This window comes from Streptomyces sp. NPDC052109, assembly GCF_040680195.1.
In the GTDB taxonomy this organism is placed as follows: domain Bacteria; phylum Actinomycetota; class Actinomycetes; order Streptomycetales; family Streptomycetaceae; genus Streptomyces.
Map to the genome: position 1 here is coordinate 97,479 of NZ_JBFAWF010000004.1, position 16,470 is coordinate 113,948.

General features: G+C 66.3%; 12 protein-coding genes and 1 pseudogene. 7 read left to right on the plus strand and 6 right to left on the minus strand.

From position 1 onward, the window contains the following. Positions 1–38 precede the first annotated feature (38 nt). From AB0L59_RS11385 to AB0L59_RS11405, 5 genes are all read right to left on the minus strand, one after another. Positions 39–914, minus strand: a complete 876-nt coding sequence (locus tag AB0L59_RS11385; protein WP_365581756.1) for a polysaccharide deacetylase — start codon at positions 912–914, stop codon at positions 39–41. After that, positions 914–1,828, minus strand: a complete 915-nt coding sequence (gene speB, locus AB0L59_RS11390; RefSeq protein ID WP_365582189.1) for an agmatinase — start codon at positions 1,826–1,828, stop codon at positions 914–916. Before speB ends, AB0L59_RS11385 begins: the two co-directional genes overlap by 1 nt. 104 nt (positions 1,829–1,932) lie before the next feature. Beyond that, entirely contained in the window at positions 1,933–2,709 is a 777-nt protein-coding gene (locus tag AB0L59_RS11395) for an SDR family NAD(P)-dependent oxidoreductase (RefSeq protein ID WP_365581758.1), read from the minus strand. Beyond that, complete coding sequence (locus AB0L59_RS11400) at positions 2,710–3,417, minus strand: SDR family oxidoreductase (protein WP_365581760.1); 708 nt, start codon at positions 3,415–3,417, stop codon at positions 2,710–2,712. Further along, a complete protein-coding gene (locus tag AB0L59_RS11405; protein WP_365581762.1) occupies positions 3,414–4,892 on the minus strand; it encodes an amino acid permease in 1,479 nt (492 codons plus the stop codon). Before AB0L59_RS11405 ends, AB0L59_RS11400 begins: the two co-directional genes overlap by 4 nt. Positions 4,893–5,191: 299 nt before the next feature. Here AB0L59_RS11405 and AB0L59_RS11410 point away from each other — a divergent pair. The 5 genes and pseudogenes from AB0L59_RS11410 to AB0L59_RS11430 all read left to right on the plus strand — a co-directional run. Continuing rightward, positions 5,192–5,305 (plus strand): annotated as a pseudogene (locus AB0L59_RS11410) (IS5/IS1182 family transposase); the annotation flags it as partial. A gap of 389 nt (positions 5,306–5,694) precedes the next feature. Beyond that, positions 5,695–7,140 (plus strand): PucR family transcriptional regulator, encoded by a 1,446-nt coding sequence (locus AB0L59_RS11415; protein WP_365581763.1) that lies wholly within the window; start codon positions 5,695–5,697, stop codon positions 7,138–7,140. A 124-nt stretch (positions 7,141–7,264) separates the two neighbouring features. Next, positions 7,265–7,810 carry a hypothetical protein gene (locus AB0L59_RS11420; RefSeq protein ID WP_365581764.1) on the plus strand — a complete coding sequence of 182 codons (546 nt, stop codon included), beginning with the start codon at positions 7,265–7,267 and terminating at the stop codon, positions 7,808–7,810. Positions 7,811–7,885: 75 nt separating this feature from the next. Then, positions 7,886–8,008, plus strand: coding sequence for a hypothetical protein (locus AB0L59_RS11425; protein ID WP_365581765.1), 123 nt, complete (start codon positions 7,886–7,888; stop codon positions 8,006–8,008). Positions 8,009–9,283: 1,275 nt separating this feature from the next. After that, positions 9,284–9,589: a hypothetical protein gene (locus AB0L59_RS11430; protein WP_365581766.1), complete on the plus strand. Its 306-nt coding sequence runs from the start codon at positions 9,284–9,286 to the stop codon at positions 9,587–9,589. Between the two features lie 184 nt (positions 9,590–9,773). Here AB0L59_RS11430 and AB0L59_RS11435 read toward each other — a convergent pair whose 3' ends face one another. Continuing rightward, positions 9,774–10,106 (minus strand): hypothetical protein, encoded by a 333-nt coding sequence (locus AB0L59_RS11435; protein WP_365581767.1) that lies wholly within the window; start codon positions 10,104–10,106, stop codon positions 9,774–9,776. 537 nt (positions 10,107–10,643) lie between these two features. Between AB0L59_RS11435 and AB0L59_RS11440 the strand changes: the two genes are divergently transcribed. After that, positions 10,644–14,054 (plus strand): choice-of-anchor D domain-containing protein, encoded by a 3,411-nt coding sequence (locus AB0L59_RS11440; protein ID WP_365581769.1) that lies wholly within the window; start codon positions 10,644–10,646, stop codon positions 14,052–14,054. Between the two features lie 152 nt (positions 14,055–14,206). Beyond that, complete coding sequence (locus AB0L59_RS11445; protein WP_365581770.1) at positions 14,207–16,180, plus strand: discoidin domain-containing protein; 1,974 nt, start codon at positions 14,207–14,209, stop codon at positions 16,178–16,180. The last annotated feature ends 290 nt before the right edge of the window (positions 16,181–16,470 follow it).

Below are 16,470 nucleotides of genomic sequence, written 5' to 3' on the forward strand. Positions count from 1 at the left end.
GTCAACTGGCAGGACGGCCGGCCGGTGCAACAGTCTGCTCAGGACAGGTCCGCAGGGATCTCGATAGACCGTGGGGCAAGGCTGAGTCCGCGTATGTGGCGCGCGATTTCCTCCATCGATGCCACCCACACATCGGCACAGCCCAGGACGTGCTCCATCAATTCGTCGAGCTGCTGAGCGCGGGACGGGCGACCAGAGAGGAACGGGTGGTTGGTCAGCACCCAGCATCCACCCGCCACGCGCAGGCCCTCGAACTCGGCCTGCCATAGCTCCCTTGCCTTGGCAGGTGTCTCGATCAGGCCGCCGCCGTAGATATCGGGCAGGTAGCAGTACTGCTCCCAGTCGTCGAGCGCCCACTGCATGGGAATTTCCACTATGGATCGGCTTGACCCGGGAGTGATCGCCAGTTCGTAGGGGACGTCGGCGTCCATGAGGCTCGCATCGTACAGAAAACCCCGCGCGTCCAGCAGAGCGGCACTGTGCCAGGAAAGTTCACACATAGGGGCGCGATAGCCGACAGGCCTGATGCCCGCGACCTCTTGGAGCGCGTCAAGCCCCCGGTCGAGTACAGCGGCTTCTTCCTCGGCACTGATCCCGGTGGGCTGCTCATGCAAGTAACCATGATGCCCGATTTCGTGTCCCGCCGCGACGATGTCGCGCACCACGCCCGGATAGCGGTGCGCAGTGTACCCGGGCACGAAGAAGGTGGATCGGATTCGGTGTTTTTCCAGCAGGCCGAGCAGCCTCGGAACACCGACCAGCGGGCCGTATGCTTGGTGGCTCATGACGCTCATGCGGTCAGCGACGTGCGGCGTCTGCCACAGTACAGCCGATTCGGCGTCGATATCGAAACTGAAGGTGGCGGCGGCGGTCTTACCCTCCGGCCACGTCACCGGGTCTGCTGGCCTGCTCATCAACGCTTCCCTGTCGTCATGATGGTCACCAATTCGTACGCGAGGTTCGCTGCCGCGACCGCAGTGATTTCTGCATGGTCATAGGCGGGCGCCACCTCGACGATGTCGGCTCCTACGAGCGGTAGTTCGCTCATGCCGCGCAGCACTGCCAGAAGTTCGCGGGTGGTCATGCCCCCGCCTTCAGGGGTTCCGGTCGCCGGGGCAAATGCCGGGTCGAGCACGTCAATGTCAATCGACACATAAACCGAGGCGTCTCCCACGCGGTCGAGCACCCGCTGGATAATTCCCTCGACGCCGATTCTTTCGATGTCGCGGCAGTGCACGATGGTGAATCCGAGGTCGGCGTCGTCGAGCAAATCTTTGCGGTCATACAGCGAGCCGCGGATACCGACATGGGCGGAGTTGCCCTTGACCAGCAGCCCTTCTTCGGATGCGCGCCGGAACGGGGTGCCATGTGTGCAGGGGGCACCGAAGTAGGTGTCCCACGTGTCCAGATGTGCATCAAAATGCACGAGCGCGACCGGTCCGTGGACGGAGTTGATCGCCCGAAGCGCGGGGAGTGCCACCGTGTGGTCCCCTCCCAGGACGAGAACCGGTCGACCGTCGCCGATGAGTGGCAGGAGTCCCCGTTCGATCTGCTGGAGAGCCTCGGTGATGTCGAAGGGGTTGCAGACGATGTCTCCGGCGTCGACGACCTGGGCCTCGCGGAAGGGCTCGGCATCCAGGGCGGGGTTGTACGGGCGCAACAGCCGCGAGGCCTGCCGAATGTGAGACGGGCCGAACCGCGCCCCGGGCCGGTAGGTCACCCCGCTGTCGAACGGGAGACCGACCACGGCCACGTCATAGGTCTCGACGTCCTCCAGGCGCGGCAGCCGTGCGAACGTGGTCAGGCCCGCGTAGCGCGGAGCCTGCATCCCGTCCACCTGGCCGACCACCCCATTGGCGTACTGCACGTGTTGCTCAGTCAAGTTGCCTTGTCCTTCGCTTCTGGTTCCCTGCAGAACGGCTCATGCGGCGCTCAGGCCCGGGTCCGGGTGGAGCCGCCGTTGGCCTGAACTACTTGTCCGACCATGGCCGAGATGCGGAAGTCGGACAGCATCGCAACTACGTCGGCGATCTCCTCGGGCCGAGCTATCCGTCCCAGCGGAATACCGGCGGCGTAGCTGGCGCGCATCTGTTCCAGGCTCAGTCCTGCGTCGGCGGCGTCGACCCTCAGTTGCTGCGTGTCGGTGACGCCGGGGGCGACGGCGTTGACGATGATCGCTTCGGGGGCGAGCTCGCGGCCGAGAGTTTTGACAAGGGAGATGAGACCGGCTTTCGAGGCCGCGTATGCCGTCGCTCCCGGCCAGCCCGTGACACCCCATTCGCTGGCCACGACGACGATGCGTCCCCCTCCGCTCCGGCGCATCCCGGGGAGGACGGACTGGATGAGATGGAAGGCACCTCCCAGATTGGTGTCAATCACCTTCCACCAGTCGTCGAGGTCACTCTCGAGGAATGCGCCCATGGACATGTAGGCGTGGTTGGCGACGAGTACGTCCACCGCACCGAGTTGTTCCTCGATCCTGGCCACCAGTTGCTGCACCTGATTCCGGTCGCTGACATCCCCCGGGGCCGGGACTCCTCCGATTTCCTCTGCCAACAGGGTGAGTTCGGGTGACGGGCTCAGGTCGTTGACGGCCACGAGCGCTCCGGCGTCGGCGAGCCGCCGTGCATGAGCGGCCCCCAAGCCCTGGGCGGCCCCGGTAACCAGAGCGATCTTGCCGGCCAGAGGCCTGTCCTCGTTCAACGTCATTCAGATCACCGCTCCGGCATTGGGATTGAGGACCTCGCCGACACAGAACGTGCCCTCGTCGGCCAGGAATGCGATACACAGAGCCACTTCCTCGGGGGTGGCCAGGCGGCGCAGCGGGAGGGTGTTCACGTACTCCGGTGCGCGCCACGGTGAATCGGGGGGATTCATCGGTGTATCGGTCGGACCGGGTGCGACGGCGTTGACCCGCACCCCTTGACCGGCCACCTCGGCGGCCAGGCTTCGGGTCAAGCCGAGGATGGCGCCCTTGGCGGACGCGTAGTGGGCGTCCTCGCTGCCGCCGCCGACGGCCAGTTCGCTCGCTACCGCGACGACCGAGCCGCTGCCTCGGGCCAACATGCCGGGCAACACCGCCCGGCTGAGGTTCAGCAAACCGCCGACATGCACCCGCAGCATGCGCGTCCAACGCTCTGGCGCTATGTCGGACACCGCCAACATCTCGTAATATCCAGCGACTGAAACGGCGCATCCCACCGGCCCCAGACGGTCTTCGGCCGCGACCACTGCGGCAGTCATCGCCTGGGCGTCGGCGACGTTGACCTCAAGCGAGTAGTCGCAGTTCGCCGCGGTATGGAGATCGAGTCCGGCCACAGCCCAGCCCCGTCGTTTCAACTCGGCTGCCGTTGCCGCGCCGATGCCGCTGGCAGCGCCTGTCACGATCGCGGTGCGTGCTTCCTGCCTACCGTTCATGCTGTGGTTGCTGCGACGCCCGCGGCCTCGTCAGCTTCCTCCTCCCGGTCGATGGACGCCGCATCTGGGATGCGCCGTCGCACGGATGCGTAGATGACAGCGCCGATCACGCCAAGAACGGCGATCATGATCCATTCCGACCAGTCGAGGTAGCGCTGCGGGTAAACCCGACGTGGCCAGGCTATGTTCAGGAATTCGAGGACCACCCAGACGGTTGCGACAGCGGTCAATGGCAAGGAATACCTGAGGGCGAACGGCCCTGATCTCCACTGTCGTCGCAACTGCACGACCAAAAGGCCAACCAAGGGGAACAAGAAGGCGAGGAAGAACCCGCCGGATGAGAAGTTGACCATAATCGTGTACACGTTGGTGGCGAGATTGCTGAGCAAGAACAAGGCGGAACCGATGATGGTCGTCACCAGAATCGCGGCCCGGGGGAGGCGCTCGCTGGAACTCAGCCGCGACAGCACGGCAGATCCAGGCAATGCGCGGTCCCGGGCGAACGCCCAGATCAACCGGGAAGCCGAGGTCTGCAGCGCAAGGAAACTGGCGAGGAAGCCGATAACGAACAACACCTCGACCGGTTTGGCGATTCCACTGCCCAGCGCGGATGTCAAGGTGGAGGAGACCGGGTCCGCGACCTTGCCGCCGGCGACGGCCGAAAGGTCAGGGATGGCCAAAATGATGGCAAGGCTGGAGTAGATGACCACGACAGCTATGAACGTCAACGAGAGGATAACGGCCTTGGGCAGGTTCTTGCGAGGTTCTTGTACCTCTTCTGCTATAGCGCCCGCGCTTTCAAAGCCGACGAAGGACCATCCGATGAACGCGACGGCCACTAGAAACGGACCCGACAGCGACAGGTATCCGCCCCCGGCTCCGGCGCCCGCGCCGTGGAACAGAACACCCAGCGAGTTGTGCCGGTGGAACAGCAGAAGCCATGTTCCCAGTCCGATCGAGCCTACGACCTCCGCGATGATGCTGCCCGTCATGAAGATCTTCAACGCCTGGCGGCCCACCAGATTCAGGACGGTTCCGCAGAGCAGGATGACGAAGGCGATAGCCGCCCGTTGTGTTCCGGTCGGGGCATCGATACCGGCGATGTTGGCGATGAACCCGGCCGCTCCCAGCGCCACCGTGGCCATTGCAATCACAAGGGTCCATGTGTAGGCCCAACCGGCAAACCAGCCGTAGCCACTGCCGAGAAGTCGGCGAGACCACTGGTAGATCGATCCTTCGATCGGCCACCGAGAAACCAACGTGGCGAACACGAAGGCGACAAGGAGTTGGCCGGCGAAGACAAGAAAAAATCCCCACCAGAAGCTGGGACCTGCGGCCGTGATCGCCAGGCCAAAGATTCCATACAGAGCCACGATCGGAGAGATGAACCCGAACGCGAACGCGAACGAGGACCACAGGTTGAACTCTCGTTTGAGGCTCTGCTCGGTGGGCGCAACAGTCGTGTCAGGCGACAATTGGATCTCCTGATGGCCGGGGAGGGCGATGGCTAGAGATTTTTCACGCTCTCGGGCCGGCTGCAATGCCCTGACAACCTTACGCTACGGACCTACAATCCAGGCCTCCCAGGTTAGAGGTTTCCACAAGAGGCAGCCTCTTGACTTGGGAGGGAATGGCCAGACGGACGGCCTTCCGCTTATCGCTCGGCAGGCTTGATCAGCCGAACATGGTTCCTGTCCGGGTGGTCTCTCGGTAGTCGGGGGATAACGGCAGGTGGGCCACAGTGTGGGCGGCTGCGAACATCCCGCGCTCCACGACCGGCTGGGACGGCGGGAAGAGGGCGGGCGGCCGCACAAGGCACCTGGTGGTGGACTGCCTCGGCCGGCCTGGCGCTGTGACTGCGGCGAACGGGCAGGACCGCGATGCCGCACTGCTCCTGCTGGAGCGCCCAGCCTCGCTCCACAAGGCGTTTCACCTTCGCCGCAGCACTCGGCTTTCGCCGGGGCCGCCTCCGGCCCAGGGCCACGGCCAGCTGCCGGCACCGCATGCCCTCCCGGCCCGCATCCGACTCCGGTACGGACATGATCCGCCGGTAGTCCGGCGGCAGGACCGACGCCGTCATGCCCTCGCCCGTCGCGGCACCACGGACGCCGCCACCGCGCTCCCCCACCGGCTCCGCGACCGCGGAGGGCGGCTCGGCGCACCGGCAGACCGAACGCCCCATCCCTCCCGCCGCGGACCGGAATTCATGGCCACCCAAGCCGAACCAAACGATCACGGTCGAAATTCGGAAGGCGTCTCACCGGATACGCTTGACCAGTGAGCTTCTCCGAGAGCACCTCCGGAACCAAATCCTCGGAAGGTACATGTCAGGCCACCCTGAGGGACCTCCTCGGCGTCGCGGACCTCCAACTGCAGTGGATCCTGGGCGATCACGGCAAGATGGAGCGAGCGGTGCGCTGGGCACACACCACCGAGCTGCTCGACCCCTCGCCCTACCTGAGGGGCGGCGAACTCGTATGCACGGTGGGAGCCTCCCTGACTCACCCCGAGGCCTGTTGCAGCTTCGTCGCAGCCGTGTCCGGAGCGAATGCAGCTGCCCTGTGTTTCGGCACGGGTGATCTTCACGAGGACATCCCCTCAGCGCTTCTTGACGCCTGCCAACAGCACGGTCTCCCGCTGCTTCATGCGCCGAAGGGAGTTCCGTTCATCAGAGTCGCTGAATATCTTTCCGAGCGCCGCGTCGCCGCGGAAATCCAAGAGAGCCGGCGAGCTGAACTCTTGATGTCGAAATTGCTCGCGGCGGTACGTGGGCAGGTGCCGGTGTCCGGCATGGTGGCCATAGTTGCCGAGTCCTTGCGGGGGCGGGTCGAGCTGATCGTGGACGAGCGCGTCATCGCGACCGAAGGGGCTGACAGGGCGGCAGAGGGCGTACTCGTCACAGCCGCCGTGGAAAAGCGATCCACGCTGACCTGGTCGGGAGCCGGCGTCGCCCCCAGCCTGACCCTCCTGGGACAGCTAGGACGGGTCATCGAACTCGCCCGGCATGAACGGGACGTGGAAGAGGCCCTCAAGCGAGAGCGAGTGGGACAGCTGCTTCTCTTGGTCGAGGATCGCCTTGCCAACCCGATCGCATTGCGGCCGATCCTCTACGAGACAGGAATCGACGAGCGTCGGCTCGTTCTCTCAGCCTGGCCGGACGGAGCCGCAGCCTTGCTGTCCGCTCATCTCGTGGACAGCCTGATCGGCGAGGCGCCCGGCATTGCCCTGGCGGTCACTCGAACAGCAGATCCGGCATATGGTGCCGCACAAATGTTGACTCTGCCATGTGGTTATAGCAGCCCCGTCGAACTTGTAGAACTCCCGCGCGCGATCGCAGAGGCGCGCGCCGCTCTCAAGCTCGCACGAAGACGCGGCGGAGCGGTGGGACCCGACGCGCTGACGAGTCTGGAAGGGCTGCTGGAGCAACAGCCGGAGCGGCGCCTGAGCCCGTTCATCGACCAAATCCTGACCCCACTCATCACCTCGGACGACCGACACGGCACCAGACACGTCGAAACTCTTCGGACCTTCCTGCGGCTGGGCGGATCTTTGCAGGACACGGCCAAGGAGCAATACCTCCATGTCAATACGGTGCGGCACCGGCTCGCCCGGATTCATCTAATAACCGGACATGACCCTCTCGTTTTCGCCGACCGCGTAGCACTTGCCATAGCCCTATGGGCATACGATCGGCGTCAAACAGGCCAAAACCGCGCAATGTAAAGCGTTGTTGGGGGGGTGGAGCGCTTCCCTCGACGGTTCCGCGCTGTTGTCGAGGAATTCTCGGGTCGCGACGTGCGGTGCGTCGATCGAGGGTGGAGCACGGACAAAAGGAATATGATACTTCATGACCGTACCGCGGAAGCTGATTGGCGCCTGGCGTCGTACCGGACTGATCATCGACGGCTTGCGGCAGGTTGATTACTGCGATGTTCTGTGGTTGCAGAGCGCCGACTGGTTTGCCGATATCCGGCTACCACTGGACCCAGTGAGACCGGCTCCCAGTGATGGCGTTGCCGGCTATTTCGCAAAGGAGGGTTCCTTTGCCGGGCTCGCGCACTGGTCGTCTCCCATGATGACCTGGGAACACCTCATCGACGTACGCAAGAATCCTCAACCGGACTCAAATCATGTGCATTGGCAGAATGGGGGAATTATCGAGCGCGGCACGAAATTGTGGAATGCGAGGGAGGTGCCCTGGGCGGAGGAATGGATTCGCCTGACGGATGATTCGGTCGAGCCGGTGGTCGAGGCGGACGACAGGCATGTCCATATTGTAGTCGGCGACTGGGCCATTAAGATAGAAGACGAACGTCCGCATGGAAATTTCCTTTCCGTGCGGCATGATCGCATCGACGGCGAATGGCGCGAGGTCGGCTCGGTGCGCGGCTGAGGTTATCGCGCACGCCCAGGAGACCACCGACCCGGACACCTGCCACCTCCTTGTGGTCTACGGCTGAACGGGGCGGTGGCCGCGCACCCCGAGACCGCTCACTACGCCCGGTGGCTTGAGGCAGCGCAGGAGTTCCTCGCCGAGCCGCGCACCCTGGTGGAGCTTCGTGCCGTCCTGCTGCCGGCCCTGCCGTCCTGATGCTCCTGCCGCAAGGCACGGACCCGACTTCGGCATCCCGCGGCACGTCCGCCTCGAAGGGACGCGGTGGACCCGCTGCCGCGGCGCGGTGTCGCGCGGGCAAGGGGGGAAGGGGCGGCGTGCGGTGGGGGCGCCCATGTCCTTCGTCAAGTGAGGCGTGGGTTCGGGGCTCGTAGAAGCTGCCGACGCGGAGCGTGGCGAAGAGCATGCTGGTGCGGCGGCGGGCGAGGCGAGGCGGGCGCCGTATGCGCGCATCCACGTCATGCAGACCTGCCGCCCGCAATCGTCCGGGCGTTGCGCCGGGCCGGGCGGTAGCCGAACCCCTGACATGTTGAATCGGATCCAGACGTACGGTCTGCAGCCGTAGCGTCCAGGGTGCCGACCGGCACGGGCGCCGCCGGTCACGGTCAGCGCGGTCAGCAGCGGATGGTGCCCACGGCGCCGCCGCTTGCATTCACAGCGTCGCCGTTGAGGGCGACGCTGAGGGGCTCGCCAGGATGGCCACCACACACGCCAGCTCCTCGGCGGTGACCAGGCGGACGATTGTCGGCGGCGACACCGATCACCGGGCGCCCGGTCGCGGCCGCGAGGCAATCCGCGGCCTTGGCCAGGACGTCCTTGTCGCGGGCGACCAAGGTCACGCCCGCGCCCTCGGCGGGAGCGCCTGGGCGCACGCCAGTCCGGTGCCGCGGCTGCCACCGGTGACGATGGCGTGTCGTCCGGTGAGATGCAGGTCCATCGGATACCTCCCCGTCGGGCTGCGGCGGTACGCAGCGCCGCACGCCGCTTGACGCCGGAAGCCTGTTGCTTTCTGTTCCACCCGCCGACGACGGTGGGGCCGAAACCGGTTCCGCCGCTGACATCGCTTCAGCGGCCGGCCCGATGCCCCGGCGCCGCGCCGGGCACCGGCAACGTCGGCAGCGGCCGTATGAAGGCGGACACGCTCGACACGGCGAGGTGGGGCAGCCGCAACAGCACGATCCACCAGCCTGACACGCCCGACCCCACGATCACTGGCCGTTCGCGACCTTCTGCAGGCCGCAGACCTTGGATGGGTTTTTCGGCGCCCGTAAGGGCCGCAGACCCCTGCCACCCGGAATTTGCAGATTTCAGGCTAGGAGTTGCAAGGACTTGCATGATTCATTCGCGTTGCATGATGACGATCCTCAGACCCTTGTGCGGTATCCGCCGCTCAGGAGGCGCCGCCGTCCAAGGCGCCCGGGCCGGCCCGACTGTCCCCGCTCCCCGCAGGCGCAGGCGGCAGCGAGCGCGGCGGTGGGTGCGACGACGCCGTTGTCGCTCTACGAGGCCGAGGCGGGAACGCCCGGCGGGGGTGCCGCCGTCCGGTCGCTGACCTCGGCGCCGACGGCCCGGTACTCAGGCGCCGCCTTGGCGGCTTCGGGCCATGCCTATGTCCACCTGGGCGGCACGGGCCGGTCGGTGCAGTGGACGAACACTGCCGGGCAGTCGATCTCCTTCATCGACGTCCGCGCCGGCGTCCCGGATTCGGTGTCCGGCGGTGTCACCGAGTCGGGTGCGGGCAGCATTTGGTGCGGCGCGGAGGAATCTTGGCGACCGTGATGCCCTCGCCGGCGAAGACGGCATCGAAGGCGGCGGTGAACTTCGCGTCCCAGTCGCGGATCTCAGTTGGGTGAAGTCGGCGGCGCGGTCGCCGATCTGCCAGAGCATCTGCCGGGCCTGTCGGGTGGCCCAGACGGCGGTGAGGCGGGCGGTGAGGCCAGCCGTAGGTGGCCGGGTGGGAGACTCAACTGGTGACGCAGGGTGAGATCTCCGTGTCCTCGTCCCGGTCGCTGATGGACAGCAGGCCCAGCACGGCGGACGCGTTCGTCACGGCCAGGTGAGCAAGTTGGAGCAGTACGACGCCCATCATGCCGGGGTGGTCGCCAGCCGTGCGAGAGTACCGATCGCGTCCGCACGCGAGACCCTGCACCTCCCGCACACCGGCTCCCACCCGGGCGGATGAGGTTTTCAGCAAGGGCAGCCGCCAGGCGGCGCCGATCTGCTGGAACGAGCCGAACGAAACCGGGTTGTCCCGCAGGGCTCGTCTCGAGCGGCCCATGGAGCGCGCCTGTTCCATTGCCTCGGTGCTGAAGCAGTGTCGCCGGACGTCGAACGCAGGTACCCGCTGTCCGGACACACGGGCTCACGGTTGGTGGCAAGTGGTGTCCGAACAAGATCTTGCAGGCAGCATTTTGATTCTGCAAAGTTCTATCTAGTTATTGCGCGTGTGAGTCAACGATATTACGGTCCCCTTGCGTCGTAACCACCCGCACCTCCCTCCGCTCCCCCCATCTCCCCCGTCTCCCTCTGAGCCGCTTTGCCGACCACGGTCCATAGGTCGGCGAGGTGTCTTGCTGTGCGCTGGACTGCGTCGATTGCTTGGGGTCTCACTCGTTCCCTGTGCCTCCCTCTCTGGCGGTGCCAGCGGCATAGATCCGGCATTTCGCGATGAAAAGAGTGATAAGTGTTCCATTCCATCCGAAATCTGAGGCGAGCCCTCGTCTGGGCAGTCAGCGCCGCGATGCTGGCTGCCTTCGGCGTCCTCGCTCTGGCTGGCCAACCGGCTTGGGCGGCCGCTGCCGCCACTGGCGGCAGCGGCGCGAGCCTGCCCTACGTGGAGGTGCAGGCTGAGAACTCCGCCACCAACGGCACGCCCATCGGCCCGAGTTACACCCAGGGCCAGTTGGCTGACGAGGCGTCGTACCGCAAGGCGACGACGCTGCAGGGCACCGGCCAGTACGTCACGTTCACCACGCCGGTGGCGACCAACTCGATCAACTTCCGGTACAGCATCCCCGACACCTCGAGCGGCTCGGTCTACACCGCCGCACTGTCTCTGTACATCAACGGCGTCAAGCAGCCCGACTTCACCCTGACCAACGCCTACAGCTGGTACTACGGCAGCTACCCCTTCACCAACACGCCGGGCAGCAACCCGCACCACTTCTTCGACGAGGCCCACCGCCTGTTCTCCACCACCTATCCGGCGGGCACGACCTTCAAGCTGCAGGTCGATTCGGGGGACACCGCCTCCTCGTACACGATCGACTTCGCCGACTTCGAGCAGGTCGGCGCAGCGCTGACCGCACCCTCGGGGTCGGTGTCGGTGACCAGCAAGGGCGCGGACGCAACCGGTGTGAACGACGCGACCAGCGCGTTCAACGCCGCGATCAGCGCGGCCGGTCCCGGCGGCACCGTGTGGATCCCGCCGGGCACCTACAACATCCCCGGCCACATCAGCGTCAACAACGTCACGATCGCCGGGGCCGGCATGTGGTACTCGACCGTCACCGGCACGGCCCCCGGCTTCTACGGCAACTCCGCACCCTCGCCGAGCACCGGTGTGCACCTGCAGAACTTCGCCATCTTCGGCAACGTGCAGGAGCGCAACGACAGTGCCCAGGTCAACGGCATCGGCGGCGCGATGAGCAACTCGACCGTCTCCAACCTGTGGATCGACCACATGAAGGTCGGCGCCTGGATGGACGGGCCGATGGACGGCCTGACGTTCAGCGGCATGCGCATCCGTGACACCACCGCGGACGGCATCAACTTCCACGGCGGCGTCACCAACTCGAAGGTGACCAACAGCGACATCCGCAACACCGGCGACGACGGCATCGCGACCTGGGCGGACTCCGGTATCGGCGCCGACGCCAACGACACGATCTCCAACAACACCGTGTCACTGCAGATCCTCGCCAACGGCATCGCGATCTACGGCGGCCACGACAACACCGTCAGCGGCAACCGGGTGGTCGACACCGGCCTCACCCAGGGCGGCGGCATCCACGTGGGGCAGCGCTTCTCGTCGACGCCGGTCGGCACCACCACCATCTCCGACAACACCATGATCCGGGACGGCAGCCTCGACCCGAACTGGCAGTTCGGCGTGGGCGCGCTGTGGTTCGACGGCAGCCAGGGCGCGATCACCGGCCCGATCAACGTGACCAACGCGCTGATCCAGCAGAGTCCGTACGAGGCCGTCCAGTGGGTCGAGGGCACCATCAGCGGGGTCAACCTCAACAACGTGACCATCGCCGGCACCGGAACCTTCGCCCTCCAGGAGCAGACCGGCGGCGCGGCCAAGTTCACCAACGTCACGGCGACCGGTGTCGGCTACTCCTCTGCGGTGTACAGCTGCTCGGCCGGGAGCTTCACGGTGACCGACGGCGGCGGCAACTCCGGCATCAGCGGCACGCCGTACTGCGGAGGGTGGCCGGCTCCGGTCTACCCGCCCTACCCGGCCGAGGGCGTGACGGCCACCCCCGGCGCGCTGAACTTCGGTTCGGTCCCGACCGGTTCGACCAGCGACGCACAGACCGTGACGGTCTCCAACCCGACCAACACCGCCGCGTCCGTCTCGTCGATCTCCACCAGCGGCGACTACTCCCAGACCAACACGTGCGGTTCGTCGATCGCGGCGAACGGTTCCTGCACCGTCAGTGTGAAGTTCGCACCGACGGCGACCGGCAGCCGTAGCGGCACTCTGACCGTGAACGCGGGCGGGATCACCAACAATGTCAGCCTCTCCGGTACCGGCACCGCGCCGGGCCCGGTTCTGAACACCGACCCGGCCAGCCTGTCCTTCGACAGTACGGTGGTCGGCTCGTCGGCCACCGCGCAGACGGTGAAGGTGACGAACTCGGGCACCACATCGGCGACCGTCTCGGACGTCTCGGTGACCGGTGACTTCAGTCAGACCAACAACTGCTCCACCCTCGCGGTCGGTGCGTCCTGCACGGTGAGCGTCGGGTTCAAGCCCACCACGGGCGGATCGCGCACCGGCAAGCTGACCGTCACCAGCAACGCCAACAACAGCCCGACCGTGGTCTCCCTGACCGGCAGCGGCATCGACAGCACCACCAACGTCGCCGCGGGGCGCCCGGCGTCGGCGAGTTCGAGCACCAGTCCGTACGTCGCCTCGAACGTCACCGACTCGGACGCCTCGACGTACTGGGAGAGCGCGGACGGTTCGTTCCCGCAGTGGGCGCAGGTCGACCTCGGCCAGAACTACAGCGTCGGCAAGGTCGTGCTCAAGCTCCCGCCGGCGACGGCGTGGTCGGCCCGCACGCAGACGCTGTCGGTGCAGGGATCCACGGACGGCTCCAGCTTCTCGACGATCAAGGCATCGGCCGGGTACACCTTCGACCCGAACGCCAACAACAACACGGTGACCATCACGTTCAACGCCGCCACGGCGAGATACGTGCGGGTGAACATCACCGCCAACACGGGGTGGAACGCAGCCCAGTTGTCGGACCTCGAGGTGTTCCCCAGTGACGGCGGCTCCTCGAACGCGACCTTGTCGGCCAGCCCGACGTCGCTGTCGTATCCCACCCAGGCACTCAACACCGCCAGCAGTGCGCAGACGGTCACGGTGACCAACACCGGTACGGCGGCCGCGACGGTCTCCGGCATCACCGTCACGGGCGACTTCTCGCAGACCAACAACTGCGGGACGTCGATCGCGGCGAACGCCTCCTGCACGGTGAACGTCACGTTCAAGCCCACCGCGTCCGGCACCCGCACCGGCGACCTCAGCATCGCCAGCAACGCGTCGAACGGCACGACCACGGTCGCGCTGACCGGCACCGGCGCCGGCACGGTGAGCAAGAATCTGGCAGCCGGCGCGGCCACCACCGAGTCCAGCCACACCGACGTGTACCCGTCGTCGAACGTGACGGACGGCAACCAGGGCACCTACTGGGAGAGTGCCAACAACGCCTTTCCCCAGTGGGTCCAGGTGGACCTCGGTTCCGCGCAGAGTGTCAGCCGCGTCGTCCTCCAGCTCCCCGCGACCTGGGGCGCCCGTAACCAGACGCTGTCCCTGTCGGGCAGCACCGACGGCTCCTCCTTCACCACCATCAAGTCGTCGGCCACGTACACCTTCGACCCCACCACCAACAACACGGTCACCATCACGTTCGCCGCGACCACCCAGCGATACGTCCGGGTGAACATCACGGCGAACACCGGCTGGCCGGCCGGTCAGATCTCGGAATTCCAGGTCTGGAACACCTGATACGACCTGATGGTGCCGCCGAGCGCAAGCCGCTCGGCGGCACCATCTCGATCCCACGGGCCCGGCCCCCACAGGGTCATGGGCGGCGCCGGCCACCGAAGTCCACCCGCTTGCAGTCGATGGGAAGTCGACAGCCGACCAGAGGAGTCCAGATGGGTGTCACGCGCAGGGTCTTCTTGCAGGCCGCGATCGCGGCCACCGCGGTGGGGACCGTGGTAGCCGCCGAGACCGTACTCGCCGAACCCGCGTCAGCGGCCAGCCAGGCGGGCGACGTGGTCGGCAAGATCAGCGTCGGCTACCAGGGCTGGTTCGCCTGCATCGGCGACGGCGCGCCCATCAACGGCTGGTGGCACTGGACCCAGAACTGGAGCCAGCCGCCGTCCCCGTCGAACACCGGCATCAAATGCTGGCCCGACGTGCGCGACTACACCAAGACCTACCAGACCTCGTACGCCAACCTCGGCAACGGCCAGCCCGCCACGCTGTTCTCCTCGTACGACCAGCAGACGGTGAACACCCACTTCTTGTGGATGCAGCAGAACAGCATCGACACCGCGGCACTGCAGCGCTTCAACCCCACCGGCGGCGAGGGCCCCACCCGCGACGCCATGGCGACCAAGGTGCGCAGCGCCGCCGAGTCGTACGGGCGGAAGTTCTACATCATGTACGACGTGACCGGCTGGTGGAACATGCAGTCCGAGATCAAGACGGACTGGACGAACAAGATGTCCGCGCACACCGCTTCCTCGGCGTACGCGAAGCAGAACGGCAAGCCGGTCGTCTGCATCTGGGGCTTCGGCTTCAACGACAGCAATCACCCCTTCACCGCCGACGCCTGCCTTGACGTCATCAACTGGTTCAAGAGCCAGGGTTGTTACGTCATCGGTGGCGTCCCGCGCGAATGGCGGACGGGCACCGGGGGCTCACGGGCCGGCTATCTCGGCGTCTACCACGCCTTCAACATGATCTCACCGTGGATGGTCGGCGCCATCGGCAATGTGTCGGACGCCGACAACGCCTACAACACCTACACCGTCGGCGACCAGGCCGACTGCAACGCCAACGGCATTGACTATCAGCCCTGCGTCCTGCCTGGCGACGTTTCCGCCCGGCAGCGAGCACACGGCGACTTCATGTGGCGGCAGTTCTACAACATGGTCCGGGCCGGGGTGCAGGGCATCTACATCTCGATGTTCGACGAGTACAACGAGGGCAACCAGATCGCCAAGACCGCCGAGACACAGGCATGGGTGCCCACCAACTCCGGCTTCCTCGCCCTCGACGAAGACGGCACCGCCTGCTCCTCCGACTACTACCTTCGCCTGACCGGAGACGGCGGCCGCATGCTCAAAGGCCAGATCGCGCTGACCGCCACTCGCCCGACCCAGCCGATCGTCTCCACCGGCGGCGACACCACTCCGCCCACCGCGCCGAGTGCCCTGAACGCCACCGGGCACACCAGCAACTCCGTCTCGCTGGCCTGGAGCGCTTCGACCGACTCCGTCGGCGTCACCGGCTACCGGGTCCTGCAGGTGTCCGGCTCGACCAGCACACAGGTGGGCACCACCAGCGCCACCTCGTTCACTGTCGCCGGACTCAGCGCGTCCACCGCGTACACCTTCGACGTCGTCGCCCTCGACGCGGCGGGAAACGTCTCGCAGCCCTCCAACCAGGTCACCGTCACCACTGACCCCCCCTCCAGCACCACGAACCTCGCCCTCCACCGCCCCACCTCGGAGAGCAGCCACACCCAGACATACGCCTCGGGCAACGCGACCGACGGCGACGCCAACACCTACTGGGAGTCCGCCAACAACGCCTTTCCGCAGTGGCTCCAGGTCGATCTGGGCGCCACCACCGGCGTCAAGAGGATCGTCCTCAAGCTTCCCCCGGCGACCGCCTGGGCCACCCGCACCCAGACCATCTCCGTCCAGGGCAGCACGGACGGCGGCACCTTCGCCCAGCTTCTCGCCTCGGCCGGCTACACCTTCGACCCGGCGACCGGCAACACCGCGACCCTCACGCTTCCCTCCACCGTCGCCACCCGCTACGTACGACTCACCTTCACCGCAAACACCGGCTGGCCGGCCGGGCAGGCCTCGGAGTTCCAGGTCTTCGGCGTCTGACGCCTGGCTGTGAACCGCCCCGGCCCATTGCCGGACGGGGCGCGTGAAACGGGCATCCGCGGCCTCTGGTCCTGCCCACTCTGCGACGGTGAACGGAGCAAGGCCGATTTCACTCTGTGGGAGACCGGAGGCCCGGCTGACTCCCTGCCACTGGCTGGGGCCGTCTGAACCTGAAGGGCGGCGTCGGTGGCGTCGGACGGGCGCGTGTTTCGTGACGCGGCCGAAAGCTACATCGACGCCTCGGCGTACGGCATAACGTGGCGCCGAGGACATGAGACGGCGCTGACTCT

What these genes read in the sequence shown, in the direction of transcription:
- AB0L59_RS11395 (WP_365581758.1), bottom strand. Translation starts at nt 2,709, where the DNA reads ATGACGTTGAACGAGGACAGGCCTCTGGCCGGCAAGATCGCTCTGGTT.
- AB0L59_RS11445 (WP_365581770.1), top strand. Translation starts at nt 14,207, where the DNA reads ATGGGTGTCACGCGCAGGGTCTTCTTGCAGGCCGCGATCGCGGCCACC.
- AB0L59_RS11385 (WP_365581756.1), bottom strand. Translation starts at nt 914, where the DNA reads ATGAGCAGGCCAGCAGACCCGGTGACGTGGCCGGAGGGTAAGACCGCC.
- speB (WP_365582189.1), bottom strand. Translation starts at nt 1,828, where the DNA reads ATGCAGGCTCCGCGCTACGCGGGCCTGACCACGTTCGCACGGCTGCCG.
- AB0L59_RS11400 (WP_365581760.1), bottom strand. Translation starts at nt 3,417, where the DNA reads ATGAACGGTAGGCAGGAAGCACGCACCGCGATCGTGACAGGCGCTGCC.
- AB0L59_RS11435 (WP_365581767.1), bottom strand. Translation starts at nt 10,106, where the DNA reads ATGGAACAGGCGCGCTCCATGGGCCGCTCGAGACGAGCCCTGCGGGAC.
- AB0L59_RS11420 (WP_365581764.1), top strand. Translation starts at nt 7,265, where the DNA reads ATGACCGTACCGCGGAAGCTGATTGGCGCCTGGCGTCGTACCGGACTG.